Source organism: Acinetobacter sp. ANC_7588, from assembly GCF_056783995.1.
Window position 1 is genome coordinate 1 of record NZ_JBWYIU010000009.1, and the last position, 18,674, is coordinate 18,674.

13 protein-coding genes are annotated in these 18,674 nt (G+C 37.2%); 7 read left to right on the top strand and 6 right to left on the bottom strand.

Going from position 1 to position 18,674, the window contains the following annotated elements; translation table 11 throughout:
• The 4 genes from AC1M9J_RS09485 to AC1M9J_RS09500 all read right to left on the bottom strand — a co-directional run.
• On the bottom strand, positions 1-2,365 hold a 2,365-nt coding region (locus AC1M9J_RS09485; protein ID WP_481952215.1), incomplete at its 3' end, for an Ig-like domain-containing protein.
• A 578-nt stretch (positions 2,366-2,943) separates the two neighbouring features.
• Positions 2,944-4,443 (bottom strand): cation:proton antiporter, encoded by a 1,500-nt coding sequence (locus AC1M9J_RS09490; protein WP_179998547.1) that lies wholly within the window; start codon positions 4,441-4,443, stop codon positions 2,944-2,946.
• A 205-nt stretch (positions 4,444-4,648) separates the two neighbouring features.
• Entirely contained in the window at positions 4,649-5,548 is a 900-nt protein-coding gene (gene ypfJ, locus AC1M9J_RS09495; protein ID WP_092767025.1) for a KPN_02809 family neutral zinc metallopeptidase, read from the bottom strand.
• Positions 5,549-5,603: 55 nt separating this feature from the next.
• Positions 5,604-6,527 (bottom strand): DUF808 domain-containing protein, encoded by a 924-nt coding sequence (locus AC1M9J_RS09500; RefSeq protein WP_481595076.1) that lies wholly within the window; start codon positions 6,525-6,527, stop codon positions 5,604-5,606.
• Positions 6,528-6,729: 202 nt separating this feature from the next.
• Between AC1M9J_RS09500 and trpS the strand changes: the two genes are divergently transcribed.
• From trpS to AC1M9J_RS09520, 4 genes are all read left to right on the top strand, one after another.
• Entirely contained in the window at positions 6,730-7,743 is a 1,014-nt protein-coding gene (trpS, locus tag AC1M9J_RS09505) for a tryptophan--tRNA ligase (RefSeq protein WP_092767023.1), read from the top strand.
• Between the two features lie 387 nt (positions 7,744-8,130).
• Positions 8,131-8,769, top strand: coding sequence for a YqiJ family protein (locus tag AC1M9J_RS09510; protein WP_481952216.1), 639 nt, complete (start codon positions 8,131-8,133; stop codon positions 8,767-8,769).
• Between the two features lie 18 nt (positions 8,770-8,787).
• A complete protein-coding gene (locus tag AC1M9J_RS09515; RefSeq protein WP_481588072.1) occupies positions 8,788-10,497 on the top strand; it encodes a flotillin family protein in 1,710 nt (569 codons plus the stop codon).
• 169 nt (positions 10,498-10,666) lie between these two features.
• On the top strand, positions 10,667-11,404 hold the full coding sequence (locus tag AC1M9J_RS09520) for a sulfite exporter TauE/SafE family protein (protein WP_481588071.1): 738 nt from the start codon (positions 10,667-10,669) through the stop codon (positions 11,402-11,404).
• 31 nt (positions 11,405-11,435) lie between these two features.
• Here AC1M9J_RS09520 and AC1M9J_RS09525 read toward each other — a convergent pair whose 3' ends face one another.
• The gene (locus AC1M9J_RS09525) at positions 11,436-12,023 is read right to left on the bottom strand and encodes a 1-acyl-sn-glycerol-3-phosphate acyltransferase (protein WP_180028109.1); all 588 of its coding nucleotides are present in this window, start codon (positions 12,021-12,023) and stop codon (positions 11,436-11,438) included.
• Between the two features lie 194 nt (positions 12,024-12,217).
• Positions 12,218-13,819, bottom strand: coding sequence for an isocitrate lyase (locus AC1M9J_RS09530; RefSeq protein WP_481610088.1), 1,602 nt, complete (start codon positions 13,817-13,819; stop codon positions 12,218-12,220).
• 681 nt (positions 13,820-14,500) lie between these two features.
• On the opposite strand from AC1M9J_RS09530, the gene AC1M9J_RS09535 reads away from it, so the two are divergent.
• The 3 genes from AC1M9J_RS09535 (at position 14,501) to AC1M9J_RS09545 (ending at position 18,632) form a co-directional block, all read left to right on the top strand.
• Entirely contained in the window at positions 14,501-15,493 is a 993-nt protein-coding gene (locus AC1M9J_RS09535; protein WP_035268043.1) for a LysR family transcriptional regulator, read from the top strand.
• A gap of 141 nt (positions 15,494-15,634) precedes the next feature.
• On the top strand, positions 15,635-16,957 hold the full coding sequence (gene paeA, locus AC1M9J_RS09540) for a polyamine export protein PaeA (protein ID WP_035267989.1): 1,323 nt from the start codon (positions 15,635-15,637) through the stop codon (positions 16,955-16,957).
• 337 nt (positions 16,958-17,294) lie between these two features.
• The gene (locus AC1M9J_RS09545) at positions 17,295-18,632 is read left to right on the top strand and encodes a CitMHS family transporter (protein WP_092767019.1); all 1,338 of its coding nucleotides are present in this window, start codon (positions 17,295-17,297) and stop codon (positions 18,630-18,632) included.
• Positions 18,633-18,674: the final 42 nt, after the last annotated feature.

An 18,674-nucleotide genomic window follows, 5' to 3' on the forward strand; every position in this document is an offset into this window, starting at 1 on the left:
CTGGCTCAGTCTTACCTGAGATTGTTGGTGTAGTATCGTTTGTTGGCTTAAGCTCATCGATGGTTAATTCAGGTGCTACTGTGTCAACCTCAAAGCTCTCTGGCTGAGATTCACCTGTGTTACCTGCTTTATCTGTCGCTTTTGCAACTACGTCATATTCGCCATCTGCTAATTCAACTGATGGTGTGTATGTCCATGTATCACCTGTAACTGTCGCTGGACCTTCTGCAACAACTTGACCGTCTTTGTCTTTAACAACGACATTTACTGTTGTTCCTGGTTCAGTTGTACCTGTGATTTCTGGTGTTGTATCGTTTGTATCCGCAATTGGATCAATCGTTACATCGGTATCAGATGGTGCAGTTGTATCAACTTTAAATGAGCCATTAGATGTCGCTTCACCAACGTTACCAGCTTTATCTTTCGCTTCAGCTTTAACTGTATATTCACCTTCTGGTAGTGCTTCAGTCGGTGTATACGACCAGTTACCTTCTGGATCCACAGTCGCATCACCTGTTGCTACAGGGTTGCCATCTTTGTCTAAGATTTCAACTTTTACTGTTGCGCCTGGTTCAGTCTTACCATTAATTTCAGGAGTTGTATCACTAGTATCTTCTAGAGGATCGATTGTAATTTCCGGATCGATTGTATCAACTTCAACCGTAGTTTTAGCAGGTTGACTTACATTTCCTACCGCATCACGAGCTGAAGCCTCGACACTATATGTACCATCTGGTAACGCTTTAGATGGCTTATATGTCCAGCTACCATCGGCTGCAACATTCACAACTGCAGATTGAACAACCTTGCCAGCCGCATCCTTGATTTCAACACGTACTTGTGTTGCACCATCTTCAGTTTTACCTTTAAAGGTAGGCGCATCAATGTTAGTAAGTGGTAACTCTTCAATCGTTACTTTAGGTGGAGTAATATCCACAGTAAAGCTTGAAGTAGCGACTTTACTATTACCAGCCGCGTCATATGCTGTTGCTTCTAGTTTATAGTCACCTTCAGCTAATGTTACAGGTGATTTAAACTGCCATTTACCGTTGGTCACTGTAGCAGGACCTTCTGCGATAATCTTACCTGAACTATCGCGAATCACTACTTTTACGCTCTCACTATCTTTAGTGGTTCCCGTAAATGTAGGAGTTTGATTTTTAGTTGTAGTCACTGGATTATTCTCCGATTCCGAAAGAGTATTTGCGATTGCAGCGATTGCAAAAGTTGATTGATTCGTTGCTGTATCCCAACCCTCAGGTTCAGGATCAGTAGGGATTGGATCGATGTCTATGTCTGGAGGAGTTAAGTCAACATTGAATTCTTGTTTTTCTTCTTCACCTTTATTTCCTGATTTATCAATAGGCGTTACGATAACTTCGTATTTACCTTCATCAAGGTTTTTCTCAGGTGTATATTCCCATTTACCATCTTTATCAACAGGAACAGTTTCTTTATCAACCACGTTCCCATCTTTATCTTTAATTTCTATTTCAACATTAGATTCTGGCTCACCTTCACCTGATAATTTAGGTGTTTCTGAGTTTGTTTCACCCTTATTTCCAATTTCATCAATAGTGATGTCTGATGGTGGGACAGTATCAAGCGTGATTGTCTTAATCGGTGATTTATCACTTTCTTGACCACTTACAGTTTGTGTGACAGAAAGCTCATAGATACCATCTTTTAAATCTTGATCAGGTGTAAAACTCCAATCACCATTAGACAATGCAACCGTCTCACCAATTAGTTCATCGCCATTATAGATTTTGATGATTGCACCAGGTTGAGCTCCAGAACCTTTGATTTCTGGACGAGCATCATTTGTTACACCACCATCAGCAACTTCACCGATATGCTCTGGTACATCATCAATGACGATTGGTGCATTTAATAATGCATTTGGCTTTGGCTGAGGGTTAGGCGTAGGATTAGAGTCAGAACCATTATCTGCGACTGCCGCAATTGCACCAGCTGCACCAGCACCAATTAACCAAGGGAGAATACCACCGATAAAATCATCGGAATAAAGAAGAGGTTCGATTTCTTCGATTGGGTAATACAGAATTGTTTCTGCAATTGAGCCATCTTCATTGGTAAATTTAACCCAATAAAGTTGACCACTTTCATCTTGGAATACGAGGCTGTTATCAGCAAATGAAGGATTGAAATATTTTTCAATCACAATCACTTCACCATTACGCAAATTGATTAGAGCATTATTATTATCACGAGTGATTGAAGCTACATCATCTTTAGATACTTGAACGACAACTACAGAGTTTTCGTTAAGCCCCACTTGACTAGAGTTAACATTCTCTAATACCTGATGACTCTCTTTAGATATTACGGAGATATTAGCCATGGTAAATTCTCACTTATAAATTTTATTTTTATCGATCTTTCTACATCTAAGATACAAAAAAGATAGACACTATTATCTATAAGTGAGATTTATATCACATTTTTAAGATTTAATGCGAATAGATTTTGCGTCTTTTATCAGCTTTTTGTAACCGCTCATCCACAATCAAAATATATCTTTTATTTACAAACACTTATGAGATAAGAATTAATATTTTTACTTACTTTTAGGATATTTCAGGTCACCAAATTTCAAAGGCTTACTTATCATAATTTCTGCTATATTTAGCTTAACTACATACGGTAACTTGCTCACCTAACATTTTAATGTTAGTAAACTAGTATACTTTTCATTTTATATTGAAAATTAATACTTACTTTTTAGTAAGTTAAGAAATAAAATTTGCTTTAAATATGATGTAATTTTCACATTTTAATTTTATATTTCATCGATAAAATTCTGCGTAACTGAATAAAATATTTAAACAATATCACTGTTATCTTCTGCATTGATCATGCTTAATTCATAAAAAAAAGAGCAAGCACTATCATGCTTGCCTCAATTAAATATAATTTTTTTTAGAAATTTTCTGGATTTTCTAACTTCTTCACCTCTTCAGCTTTAGCGGGATGATGGACGATTGCCACACCATCATCAGAAGTCCGATCTAATATCACTTCAGGATTATAAATCGTAATAATCTCATTACCTTTACTATCTTCACCAACAATATATTTAAATCCTTTACGATTAAGCTTATTACATAATCGCTGATATATTCCCTTTAAGCCCTCTTTTTCCTCATTAGGGTTGTAATAGAAAGCATTCATGACTGCTGGCAAACCTAAACCACATACTACGCCCGATAATAAAACAACAATAAAAGTATAACCAATCAAGATACTACTGTATTGCCTTAACTCTGGGACATTAGCAACCGCAAGAATTAGAGCCAATGAAATCCCTCCTCTTACTCCCCCCCATGATAAAATTGCTAGGCTACCGTTATAGCTTTTCTTACGAAACGATGGGAAGAATGCAAAAGCCAGAAAGTTCGCAGCAAAACGTGAAATATGTAAAATTACAAATGCGATAATACCGCCAAGTATCATGCTGGCATTAAGATCAAGAATAAACAGCTCTAAACCAATTAAAGTAAATAAAAAAGAATTAATGATACCTTCAACTGTATGCCAAAAGTGATTTACTTCTTGGATTTCACGATTTTGTAAAATTTCTTTCCATTTATTACCAACAATAAGTCCACCAATCACACATGCGATTGGTGCTGATGCATGAGCAAATAAAGCAACCAAATATGAACCACAAGCCAGTAAAGCTGTCGTTAGGATTAATGATTCCATTTCATGCTTCCCGCGAAGCAATCGTAAAATCCCCCAACCAAATACCAAACCAATAATTACAGCTACCACAATTTCATAAAGGAGTGTTTGTAGTGTCAGCAACAGACTAAAATGCTCGCCTTCAAGTACATTCAACAACGTCATAAATACAGCGATACACATTGCATCATTGAACAGTGATTCACCCTCCAATTTCACCATTAGATGATGTGGTGCACGTACAGAACTGAGTACCCCTTTGATTCCGATTGGATCTGTAGCCCCTAAAGCAGAACCGAGTAATAAAAGTACGAGTATTGGTACAGGGTTACCAATCAAATATTGAAATCCAAATAATAATCCACCAAACAATGCTGCACACAAAACCAAAGCAATAGTGGCAAGAATACTAATTGGCTTCCAATACACTTTTAGATCAGACACTTTAAATTTCAATGCCGACGATGTAAGAATGAAGCAAATAACACCATTTACGAGAAAATCATAAAAATCAATATGACGAACTGCTTCTTCAATATTTGCCAAATTAATGGTGATAAAACGATTATCCCCTAATAAATTGGCAGCCCATTGCAGAATAAAGACAAAAATTGCTGAAACAATTGGCACCCCTATCGCTTGGGGAAAACCTAGAATTCGTTTATTGAATATGGTGGTGGCAATTGAGAGGGCAAAAACCACTGTAAATACTTGGAGAAAAAAAAAGTTGCCCATTTTGCACTCTATGATATGTTTTATTTAAATGAGATCATTTAAATTTTAAATGAAAAAACTATAGCCATTTATTTATTTTATATAAAGAATGTTTACTCGCAATGCCTTTTTTTTTAAAGATGTGTAGCCTTCCTAATAAATTATTCCATTAGCAGGCTACATGTATTAACTTTGCAAAAAAATCAATCGATTCTGCTTGGTAGATTTAGATTGAGGTATTGAATGTATCACATTGGTTCACATCACCTGTTTTCATGCCACGATCGAACCAATACATTCTTTGTTGGCTTGTGCCGTGGGTAAAGCTATCAGGAACCACATGTCCTCTAGCCTTTTTCTGAAGATAATCATCACCAATCTTATGCGCCGCATCCATTGCCTCTTCAACATCACCTTGCTCCAAGAATTGAGTTCGTTGATGTGTATCTTTTGCCCACACACCAGCTAGACAATCAGCTTGCAATTCCAAACGGACTGATAATTGGTTCCCTTGAGCTTCAGTAGCTCGTTGTCTAGCTTGTTGGACTTGAGTTGAAATACCTAAAAGATTTTGAATATGATGTCCGACTTCATGCGCAATCACATAAGCTTGTGCAAAGTCACCAGCAGCATTTTGTGTAGATAATTCTGATTGATTTCGTTCACCCGATATACCCATTTGCTGACGCATATCTTTAAAAAAATCAGTATCAATATAGATTTTTTGGTCTGCAGGACAATAAAATGGCCCCATCGCTGATTGGGCTGTACCACAGCCTGAATTGACTACACCACTAAACATCACTAGTTTCGGTGCTTGGTATTGCATTCCCTGTTTTTGAAAAACGGTGGTCCATGTATCTTCAGTATCAGCGAGTACCGTACCAACAAATGCCGCTGTTTCTTGTTGCTCGGGTGTTGGGTTTTCAATCCCTATCGCTTGTTGCTGATTGTTAGAAGTCACTTGTTTAGTTGCCTGATAGGCTTGTTGTGGATCAACCCCAAAAAATTTCCAAGCAACAAATGCAACAACTAAACCGAGAATACTAATTCCACCAGCTTTAGCCCCACCGCCTCCACGGCGATCTTCTAAATTACTACTTACTCTCCGGCCTTTCCAACGCATAATCTCAGCCCTTTTTAATCATATAACTTCATATAATACGTTATTTCATCAAACTCTAAACTTTTCTAGCGTTCCATAGTTTTTGTATTCCTGAAACAACGACCAAAACAATAAGTCCTGCAATAAAGCCTATGACAAAGTTTAAGAGCGTCGGGGTTAAAGCACCGATGATACTGCCTACATTTGGAATATGTTCAATATAATCGACAGAATCTTCAGTAAAGTGATGAAATAATGGAATGGTATGATTAATAATACCGCCACCAACCAAGAACATCGCGATTGTTCCGACAATGGTTAGTGTCTTCATAAGTTTAGGCGCAAAAGCAAGTAAGCCCTGACCAATTCTTTGTTTCAATGCAGACGTTTGTTTGACGAGATAAAATCCCAAATCATCAATTTTAACAATCATAGCAACCAAACCATAAACACCAATCGTCATTAAAATTGCGATGACTGACAAGACTGCAACCTTAATTCCAAAAGTAGCTGCTGCAACTGTACCCAATGAAATCACGATAATTTCAGCAGATAAAATAAAGTCTGTTCGTATCGCGCCTTTGATTTTATCTTTCTCAAAAGTTGCTAGATCTACATTTAAGTTTTCAAGTTCTTTTTCGGCCTGTTCAGATGTTTTAGCTTTTTTATGGTGTAATGAGTGAATTACTTTTTCTACACCTTCATAACATAAAAATAATCCACCTAACATCAATAAAGGATTTATAAGCCAAGGTGCAATCACACTAATTAATAATGCTAATGGAACCAAAATTAATTTATTAACAAATGAGCCTTTTGCAACAGACCAAACGACAGGCAATTCACGGTCGGCTTTCACACCACTAACTTGTTGAGCATTGAGTGCTAAGTCATCACCCAATACACCGGCCGTTTTTTTTGCAGCCATTTTACTCATCAGCGCAACATCATCAAGAATGGTGGCTATATCATCTAATAGCACCAATAAACTATTTGCCATTATTGTTATCCTTCTTTGTTTTTTGGAATTTTATTCTTCTATTTCAATTTATTCTGTATCAACATTATTAATACTATCTCAAATAAGGTGTTTTTAATTCGATTCTTTCGATGCTTTATGCTGACATAAAAAAAAATAATGCCGTACAATATTGCGAAATTTTAAAAATTCAGCCCTAGTGTTGATGACTTTGGTATAGAAAATGAGTAATCAAGATAATCGCCCTGTTATTTTGACAGGTGACCGTCCAACTGGACAACTTCATTTAGGCCACTTTGTCGGTTCTTTACGTTCACGAGTAGGTTTGCAAGATTCCCATCACCAACATCTATTATTGGCTGATGCACAAGCTTTTACAGACAATGCTGATAACTTCGAAAAAGTTAGACGTAATATTATTGAAGTTGCAACTGACTATCTCGCTGTTGGGATCGACCCGACAAAAACAACAATTTGCGTTCAATCAAGCTTGCCAGCTTTGAATGAGCTGACCATGCTTTATTTAAACTTTGTCACAGTTTCAAGACTAGAACGAAATCCTACGATTAAGTCTGAAATACAAATGCGTGGGTTCGAGCGTGACATCCCAGCTGGATTCTTATGCTATCCAGTTGCTCAAGCAGCTGATATCACTGCTTTTAAAGCATCGATTGTGCCCGTGGGTGAAGACCAAATTCCAATGATTGAACAAACAAATGAAATTGTTCGTCGTTTAAATCGTCAGATTGGTCAAGAGCTTTTGCCTGAATGTAAGGCACTGCTATCGAATGTTGGTCGATTACCAGGATTTGATGGTAAAGCTAAAATGTCTAAATCATTGGGCAATACAATTGTTTTAGATGCTTCTGATAAAGACATTAAAAAAGCGGTAAATGCTATGTATACAGATCCTAATCATCTTCGTATTGAAGATCCAGGTCAGGTGGAAGGTAATGTTGTATTTACTTATTTAGATGCTTTTGATCCAAATCCAGAAGAAGTAGCAGAGCTTAAAGATCACTATCGTCGTGGTGGTTTAGGTGATGGTACAGTCAAAAAACGCCTTGAAGGTGTTTTAAAAGAGTTGATCACGCCTATTCGTGAACGTCGTATGGAGCTTGCTAAGGATCCTGATTATATTATGGATATCTTAAAAACTGGTACAGACAAGTGTCGTGATATTACGCAAGCAACATTGGATGAAGTCAAAGCTGGATTAGGTGTTTTTAAATTTTAATCCCCAAAAAATAAGCACACTTAAAGCCGCATCACATTGCGGCTTTTTTTATGGCTATTTATTAACCTAATTAAAATTAACCTTCAATTAAACTTATTAACGTAATCTTACACGTTTTAACCCGACTACCAATGAGTTGCTAAATGAAATTGAATATCATTTAATTACTGTTATGAATACCCCCAAAATTCATAACATTTCTCCTTAACCGAAACTGTGTAAGCAGATTCGTTGTTCTGCGCAGTGATCACCCCAATCACTGCGTATTTTTTTATGTTGAATCCATTCAAAATGAAATCAATATTATATAATTGATAATTAGGTCACTTTATTTTATTATTTTGATTAAAATTTGTTAAAAATTCTAATATCTATAAGAGACTACCCATGTGGGACATGTTTATAAATCCGTCGAACCTATTCTTCAGTATTAGTATCTGCTTGATGTTTTTTATAGGCATTCTTGAAGTCTTTCTATTAATAACAGGTCTCAGTAGTCAAGGATTTTTAGAGCAATTTCTACCTAGTTCATTAGATTCTTCTCCTGAAATGATCGTTGACCATCAATCTAGTATTTGGATGCAATTTTTAGATTGGCTTTATCTTGGACGTATTCCTGTATTAATTTGGCTGATCATCTTTCTCACGACCTTTTCAATTGTTGGCTTCTTAGCCCAATCTATCATCCATCATGTATTTGGATCATTTTTAACAGTCTGGCTCATTACTTCACTGGTTCTTGTGGTCTGTATGCCATTCGTACGTCTATTCTCAAGATGGATAGCACAGATCATCCCTAAAGATGAAACCACAGCAATTCATAGCGACGATCTAATTGGACTTCGAGCAGAAATCATTTTAGGCACTGCTCGACTGCACTATCCTGCGCAAGCAAAACTCAAAGATCGCTTTGGTCAAACACATTACATTTTAGTCGAACCTGAAGCTGACGAAATATTCGTACAAGGTCAGCAAGTCTTACTTACACAACGTAGTCTCAAAGGCTTTCAAGCAATTTCACAATAAATCAACTTAGAGAAAAAAATGTTTAGTTCAAATTTTTATCAAATTATTATAATTGCAGGACTTATTCTCATTGCGCTGGTTGTAATCGGAACCATTATTGCAAGACTATATAAACGCTCTAGCAAGGAAGTTTCATTTGTCAGAACTGGTTTTGGTGGGGAAAAAGTTATATTAGGGGGCGGTGCAATTGTACTCCCTGTTTTACATGAAGTCATTCCTGTCAATATGAATACCCTTCGCTTAGAAGTTAAACGTGCAGCTGATCAAGCCTTGATTACGCGTGATCGAATGCGTGTAGATGTGATGGCTGAGTTCTATGTTCGTGTTAAGCCAACAGCTGAATCGATTGCTACCGCGGCACAAACTTTGGGTCAAAAAACCATGTCACCAAATGAATTAAAAGATTTGGTTGAAGGTAAATTTGTAGATTCCCTGCGTGCAGTAGCAGCAGAAATGGCTATGGAAGAGTTACATGAAAAACGTGTCGACTTCGTTCAGAAAGTTCAACAAGTTGTTTCAGAAGATCTGTTCAAAAATGGTTTAGAACTCGAAACTGTATCTTTAACAGGTCTTGATCAGACCAGCTTTAAATTTTTTAATCCACAAAATGCATTTGATGCAGAAGGTTTAACAAAATTAACAGAAACTATTGAAGATCGTCGAAAAAAACGTAACGATATTGAACAAGATGCTGACTTAGCCATTAAAGCGAAAAATTTAGAGGCTGAACAAGCACGCCTTCAAATCCTGCGTGAAGAAGAATACGCAAAGATGCAACAAGAGCGTGAAATTTCGATTCGAAAAGCTGAACAACTTGCTGAAATTGCAACACAAGAAGCTGCCAAAAAGCGTGAGGCAGAAGAAGCCCAAATCGCTGCAGAACGTGAAATTGAATTAAAACGTATTTCAGCTGCACGTGATGTCGAAAATCAAAATATTCAAAAAGCACAAATTATTGAACAAGCGCAAGTAGAACAAAAGAAAACCATTGAACTTGCGGAACAAGATCGCGCAATCGCGATTGCCGAGAAATCTCGTGCTGAATCTGAAGCCAAAGCACTTGCTGACCAAGCTCGTGCGCAAGCAGTGAAAGCTGAGGAAGAAGTTGTGACTGTTCGTGAAACACAGCGAGCTGAGCGTATTAAAGCGGTTGAACTTGTTGCTGCAAAACAGGCTGCAGAAACTGATGCTATTTCAATTACTGTGGCTGCCGAGGCATCAAAACAAGCTGCTGTAGATGAGGCTGAAGCTGTTCGTACTGCGGCTGAAGCAGAAGCTGAAAAAGTCCGCTTGAAAGCTAAAGGTGAAGCTGATGCTAAAATTCTTTTGGCTCAAGCTTTAGAAAAACAATACCAAGTCGATGCTGAAGGGACACGCGCAGTCAATGAAGCAAATAATATTTTGTCAAGTGAACAAGTTGAGATGCAAATTCGTTTGGCACTTTTGAAGTATTTGCCTGAAATCATCCGTGAAAGTGTTAAACCAATGGAAAATATTGATGATATCAAGATATTACAAGTGAATGGTCTTGGTGGCATTACTGGCGCCACAACTTCAGCTGATCAAGCAGATCAATCACAATCCGTTGCACTTTCAGATCAAGTGGTGAATAGCGCACTTAGATATCGTTCGCAAGCACCTCTTATTGACAGCTTAATGAGTGAACTTGGTATTCAGGGTGGGGACATCAACGGTCTAACACAAAACCTAAAACCTAACTCCAATTAATAATAAAAGCCCTGATTTTCAGGGCTTTTATTCGCTTTACTGCTAGCTATTGCTGTTCTTATTATTTTTAAGATAACAAATATTATTTTAGGATTGATCAGTTTTCCTTATCCGACGATCTCATGCATTTTTCTTTTACTCCTGCTTTAGCAATTGATGCAGTCACCTTATGACATTATGTATCTTTATTCTAGGCGCAATTTTTGCTGGATTTATTCAAGGACTCACAGGTTTTGCCTTCGCTCTTATTGCGATGTCTTTTTGGGTATGGATTCTACCGCCTCAGATCACCGCCCCCTTGGTCGTTTGTGCATCACTATGGTGTCATATCATTTCAATGTATAAAGAACCAAGAACCTTTATAAAGCCTTCTATCGTTTGGGTCTATATTATCGCTGGCTTAATTGGAGTACCTTTGGGTACTTTTTTGCTTCATTATATCAATGCAGACACGTTCAAATTACTACTTGGGATATTTTTATTAATTTGGTGCCCACTCATGTTCTTTAATCCGCAACTACATTGTTTAAAAGATACCAGACTCAGGATGGACGGCTTGATTGGTTTTTTGGGTGGAATTTTAGGTGGGCTCGGTGGATTCTGTGGTGCAATTCCCTCGGCTTGGGTGATGCTTAAACAACTTCCTAAACATGAGCAACGCAACATTCTTCGACATTTTAATTTTGCCATCCAACTGTTTACTTTGATCATCTATTTATTTAACCAGACCATTAACGTGAATCACTTGTCTTATTTGTGGATTTTGATCTTTGCAGTTAGCCTACCTACGATCATTGGTGCAAAAATTTTTTATCAAATATCTGAGCAAAAATTTAAATCGATTGTCTTAACTTTATTGTTTTTTTCAGGCTTTATTTTAACCCTAAACGCAATTTTCTTGTATTAAAAAAGGCAGATTGTTCTGCCTTCTCCATATATTAACTGTTGTGTGAATATCGTTGGTCAACACTAAATTTTTCGGGGAATTTAGCTGAAATCTTTGAATAAAATTCCATAATTTCTGCCATATCCACTTCTATATCTCCAGTAGGATAAATAATTTTACCTACACCGCATTTTTTTTGACTGTAATCCATATATGCTAAAGCGATTGGGACATTCGCTGTAATTGCTACATGGTAAAAACCCGTTTTCCATTTTTCTTGTTTTGACCTTGTTCCCTCTGGCGTCACCAACATGACCAATTTTGGATGATCTTTAAAAAGATCTGCCATTAATTGCACCATGCTTGGTCTTTCCTCTCCCTCTTTCTTCGGTCGGCGATTAATTCCGATCCCTCCCATAGCCCGGACAAAAGGACCAAATGGAAACTTCATATAGCTGTCTTTAATTGTAATTCTGACATTTACACCTAAAGCTTTGAGCGCTAATCGCGCGTATAAAGCATCCCAGTTACTGGTGTGTGGTGCAGCAATCATGACACATTGGTCTAAATCTAAGGGCCAATGGTTATCAATTTCCCAACCTAATGCATTTAAACTCTGTTCAGCAAATTTTTCAAACATATAAATATACAAATGTAAATTTTCGGGATTGTAACAGCTTTGGCATTACTTTTATTCAAAATATGTATTAGGTTTTACTACCGCTGTTTTTCTATCTATACATCAATTAAATTGGCTCATGTATTTAGTTAAATAATTTCATTAACAATAAAAAAACCCTGCTTACGCAGGGTTTTTTTGAATTAGTTCAATGCTTATGCAGAGAATTGGTTCATTGTATTTTTCGCATCGTCACCCGCTTTAAGCGCGTTGTCGCCAGCGAAGATTTCTTTATGGTCATCACCGATGTCTGAACCAGCCATTGCTTGATGTTTAACACAAGCGATACCACCACGGATTTCTTTACGTTGTACACCAGCAACATAAGCCAACATACCTTCAGAACCGAAGTAACCTTCTGCAAGCTCATGTGTAGAAAGCGCAGCAGTGTGGTAAGTCGGAAGTGTAATCAAGTGATGGAATACACCTGCTTCACGAGAAGCATCAGCTTGGAACGTACGGATCTTCGCATCAGCATCAGCAGCTAATTCAGTATTGTCATACTCAGCGCTCATTAACTTAGCACGGTCGTAAGCAGATACGTCTTTACCTTCAGCAACCCAACGGTCGTAAGCTTGTTGACGGAAGTTTAACGTCCAGTTGAATGATGGTGAGTTGTTATAAACAAGTTTTGCATTTGGCACAATTTCACGTACACGGTTCACCATGTGAGCGATTTCTTCAACGTTTGGCGTTGCAGTTTCGATCCAAAGAAGGTCAGCCCCGTTCTGTAAACTTGTTACACAGTCAAGTACAACACGGTCAATTTGAGTACCTTCACGGAATTGATATAGACCAGAAGCTAAACGCTTAGGACGGTGTAATTTACCATCACGTTTGATTAGGATTTCGTCTTCTTGCGCTTCTGAAATATCAATTTCAGTAGTGTCTAAGTAGCTGATGTATTGAGAAGCGATATCGCCTGGCTCTTTAACCACTGGGATTTTTTGAGTCAAGTCAGCGCCTTCAGAGTCAGTACGTGCAACGATGATACCGTCGTCAAGACCCATTTCTAAGAATGCATAGCGAAGTGCATGGATTTTCGCAATGAAGTCTTCGTGTGGAACAGTTACTTTACCTGCTTGGTGACCACATTGTTTCGCGTCAGAAACTTGGTTTTCGATTTGAAGTGCACATGCACCCGCTTCGATCATTTTCTTCGCAAGTAAGTAAGTTGCTTCTTCGTTACCGAAACCAGCATCGATGTCGGCAATAATTGGCACAACGTGAGTTTGGAAGTTGTCGATTTGTGAAGTGATTTCAGCAGCTTTAGCAGTGTCACCCGCTTCTTGCGCTTTTTTAAGTGCACGGAATAAGTCGTTTAATTCTTTTGCGTCTGCTTGACGTAAGAATGTGTAGATTTCTTCGATCAATGCAGGAACTGAAGTTTTTTCGTGCATAGATTGGTCAGGAAGTGGACCAAACTCAGAACGAAGTGCAGCAACCATCCAACCAGAAAGGTAGATGTAACGGCGTTCAGTAGTGCCGAAGTATTTTTTGTTCGCAATCATTTTTTGTTGTGCGATGAAACCATGCCAGCAACCCAAAGATTGAGTATATTTGCTAGAATCAGCATCATAAGCAGCCATATCACGACGCATAATCGCAGCTGTGTATTTCGCAATATCTAAACCAGTTTTGAAACGGTTTTGAAGTTGCATACGTGCAGCATCTTCAGGACTGATGTCTGCCCAAGTGTTGCCGAATTTTGCTTTTAATTCGCGGATTGCATCAATCGCTGTTTGGTATGTAGTCATGATATTTTACCCTGTATATAATTTTAGGATTTATCAATCGAAGGACTAAATCTACTCGGTATTAATTGTTCAGATTTAGAGCGCTTCGTTGCTATAGACTTAGCTTAGATTGACTCTAGAAATTAATCCAATATTTTCGTTTAATTCTCAGTATTTATTTAAAAAATATGTAGATTAAAGTCGTAATATAAATGAAATACCATTCTATAAATTATTGATTTTAATAAAATTTATAAAATAAATATTTGTACACTTTTAACACAATTTGAGTGATTCTTATTCATTAGACTTAAGTATCAAGCTCACAATTACGTTTAATTTTTCTTCAAACATCTTTATATTTTAACCTTCAATTGACTTTTCTGACAGAGCATCGTTATTAAACTGTTAGTTTTAAATGAATATTTTTTAAACTGTGAACCATATTGATGGAATTACCAATAAAGCATTTAAATTGAGATAAACCTAAAGACAATTTAGAACATAGCATGGTAATTTCAAAAACAACTAAAGCCCTATTTCTTAAATAAATGTATAGGGTCTGTCTTATGACAAAAAAAACGTAAATTTGATGAATATATGTTAAATTCTGCTGAAAAAATCAGCATAAAAACACACAAACCTAAGCGCTTATGGCATAATTCCCCACGATTTCAAAAATTTATTTTCGGTATTTTTTTTATGAATCTTGAGCGGGTTGATCTCAATCTCTTAATTTACTTAGATGTTCTTTTGCGAGAGAAGAATGTTACACGTGCAGCAGAACAATTGGGTGTTACTCAGCCTGCAATGAGTAATATTTTACGTCGTCTTCGTAACTTATTTAATGATCCGCTTTTAATTCGCTCTTCTGAAGGAATGACTCCTACAGAAAGGGCTTTAGAACTACAGCCTCGTATTCGTGATGCTCTTTCTGATCTATCTATGATCTTAGAACCACGAACAGAATTTAGACCTTATACGTCAAATCGTGTTTTCCGCATCATGACTTCAGATTATGCTGAAGCTACACTTGTGCCTCGCTTAGTTAAGGCTCTGCGTTCAGAAGCACCAAATGTTGTTTTAGATTTTCTAACACCGAGTGATGTATCTTATCGTGATATGGAACAAGGTAAAGTTGATCTTGCCATCAACCGTTTCAACGAAATACCACAAAGTTTTCATCAGGTTCTGGTGTGGCGTGACAGCTTTTCTTGCTTACTGAATAATAAGCATCCTGCCGTAAATAATTTGAATCTTAAAAGTTATCTAGATGCGCAACATATCTGGGTTTCTAAAACTGGGATGGGTGTAGGATTTGGTGTTAACCCAGAGAAACAAGCCGGTTTAGGTTGGATTGATCAAGCTTTAGAGCGTATTGGTCAAAAACGCAAAATTTCGGTATTTACACGTCATTATCAAATGCCAGGTTTATTAGCGTCTAATGTCGATCTCATTGCGACATTACCGACGAAAATCGCTCGCCTACAAGCTAAAAGTCAAAACTTGATGCTCAAAGACCCTCCATTTTACATTCCTGAATTTGAACTCAAAATGGCGTGGTGCCCTCTATTACATCATCATCCTGCTCATCGTTGGTTACGTCAGTTGATTTTATATGTTGCTCGTCAAATGACTGAGGAAGAAAATCGTGAATTTCTTTCAAATAACAATACCCACTTCTCACAATTTTGATTGAGTAGAGCTGATTTAAATCAATACTTTAAAATTTTTTACTCAATAACTATGATATTGAGGTAGTGTAAAAATTCACTACCTCTATGTTTTTTGTGATAAAACTTTCCTCATAAATAATTTAAAAACAAAGGTGTTCGTGTGAGCCTCTTTCAGAATTTCGTGATCATTATGATTTTGATTGCTGGAGCTGGATTCTTATCATTAAGTGAAATCGCACTTGCAGGATCACGTAAAGTGAAACTGAAAATTTTGGCTGAGTCTGGTGATGATCGTGCACAAAAAGTGCTTACGCTTCAAGAGAATTCAGCTGATTTCTTTGCTGCCTCTCAAATCGGCTTAAATGCTATTGCAATTTTGGGGGGGATTTTAGGTGAAGCTGCATTTAGACCTTATTTTGTGATTTTGGTCGATCGTTTCTATGATGGTCCTTGGTCACAATCAATTGGTTTTGCATTGTCATTTACTTTAGTGACATCACTGTTTATTTTATTTGCTGATCTTATGCCTAAACGATTGGCAATGATTGCACCTGAAAAAATCGCTGTCTCTTTAATTAATCCTATTCAGGTATTCATTACTGTTTGTCGTCCATTAGCTTGGTTTATCAATGCAATTGCCAACCTATTATTCCGTTTATTCAAAGTAAATACTACTCGTGATGATAATATCACCTTTGATGATATTTCTGCGGTAATGGATGCAGGGGCACAAGCAGGTGTCTTACAAAAACAAGAACATCACTTTATTGAAAATGTATTTGAGCTTGAAGAGCGAAATGTTCCTTCGAGTATGACTACACGTGAAAACGTGGTTTTCTTTACCATCAATGAATCAGAAGAAAGTATTCGTCAAAAACTGGCTGAATTTCCCTATTCAAAATATTTAGTCTGCAATGAAAATATTGATCAAGTGATTGGCTATGTTGATGCTAAAGATATCTTGATTCGTATTTTAAATAATCAAAAATTTAATCAGTTGAATGAATCCACTATCCGTAATGTATTAACGATTCCAGATACACTTACACTATCAGAATTACTTGATCGCTTCAGATCTAGTAAAGAAAAGTTTGCCGTAGTCATCAATGAATATGCCTTGGTGGTTGGTGTTATTACCCTATCTGATATTATGATTACCGTGATGGGTGACTGGGTTACGCCAACGGATGAAGATCTTCAAATTATCAAGCGGGATGATCATTCTTGGCTGATTGAAGGCAGTACACCTATTGAAGATGTCAAGCATGCATTAGAAATTGATGAAATGCCTGATGATGAAAACTATGAAACTTTAGCTGGGTTTATGATGTTTAAACTTCGTAAGATTCCACGTCCTGCTGATAGTGTGGTATTTAATGGTTACAAATTTGAGGTGGTCGATGTTGACCATTTTAAAATTGACCAACTACTCGTGACCAGATTACTTGATGAAAAAGCAGAATTAGAATCAACTGTTGAATAAGACACTATCCACCACTCAGGTGGATTTTTTTATTCAGTTTATCTAATTAAACTTGAGATTTTTCACCTTCAAAAATTATTAAAATTAGAATTTATACTCAATTTTTATTACAACTATCACACTTAAAAATCATGTTTAATGTCTCCAATCACAAAATATAAATTCTAAACTTATGAATTTTAACTACTATTTTTTATAAAAATTATGGTTATTTTAATATTTTCTAAACAATATTTAGTTTAATCATAAATTTCTCTAAGATGGTCGGCGTTTTCGAAGATAACAAATACTGTAATAGAAACAATATTGATTAAAACGCTAATCTAAGGATAGATCCATGTTGACCTTGCTTGGTTTGGGCATGATTTTGTGCTTTATGTACCTCATTATGTCTAGACGTATGACTCCCCTCGTCGCACTCACGCTTATTCCCGTTCTTTTTGCGCTAATTGCATATGGATTAGGTTTTTTTGTGGATAGTTTGAACCATATTCAACTTAATGAACTTGGTGAAATGATGTTAGATGGTGTTAAAAAGTTAGCACCTACCGGCGTCATGCTGCTATTTGCTATCTTGTATTTTGCCATCATGATTGATACAGGTTTATTCGATCCATCAGTGAAATTTATTCTCAGATTGGTGAAAGGTGATCCCCTCAAAGTAGTATTAGGTACGATTACCTTAACATTGATCGTGTCTTTAGACGGTGATGGCTCTACCACTTATATGATCTGTGTTGCTGCCATGTTACCGCTTTACAAGCGATTAGGCATGAGCCCTTTAATTATGGCCTGTCTCATGATGTTAGCCAGTGGAATCATGAATTTAACGCCATGGGGTGGACCTACTGCACGTGCGGCAAGTGCACTCCACGTAGATCCTAGCGATGTGTTTGTTCCTATGATTTTACCGATGCTGTTCGCCATTGGTTGGTTGTACTTTTTAGGAACCATGTATGGCCGAATGGAGCGAAAAAGATTAGGCATCATGGAATTGGATATTAGCCATGGCGACAATATTCAAATTTCATCAAACCCAGAGGCAAATCGAGCGCATTTGAGATGGTTCAATGGATTATTGACTCTTGCACTGATGGCCAGCCTAGTCATGGGTATTTTGCCTATGCCTATTTTATTTATGATTGCATTGTGTATTGCTTTAGTCGTGAACTATCGTGATATTGATATGCAAAAAAGCTTAGTCGCTCATCATGCTGGTAGTGCTTTAAATGTCGTTGGTATTATTTTTGCCGCTGGTATTTTTACAGGTTTACTCACTGGCACGGGTATGGTCGATGCCATGTCAAAAGAGTTAGTAGCGATTATTCCAGATAGTATGGGTCCATATTTGGCACCAATCACAGCCGTTTTAAGCATGCCTTTAACGTTCTTTATGTCAAATGATGCTTTTTACTATGGTGTTCTGCCCATCTTATCTGAAGCTGCAGCACATTATGGCATCTCTCCTGTGGAAATGGCTCGTGCATCGATTGTTGGTCAACCCGTTCATCTGCTCTCACCCTTAGTTCCATCTACCTTTTTACTCTGCGGGCTTGCTGGGATTGAGTTTGGTCAACACCAAAAATTTACCATTAAATGGGCGATTATTACGTGCTTAGTGATGCTTGCAAGTGGATTAATATTTGGGATGTTCCCATTCTATTCTGCTATTTAATCGTATCTCTAGTTTCGGAGTGATTTTTTGATCACTCCAATC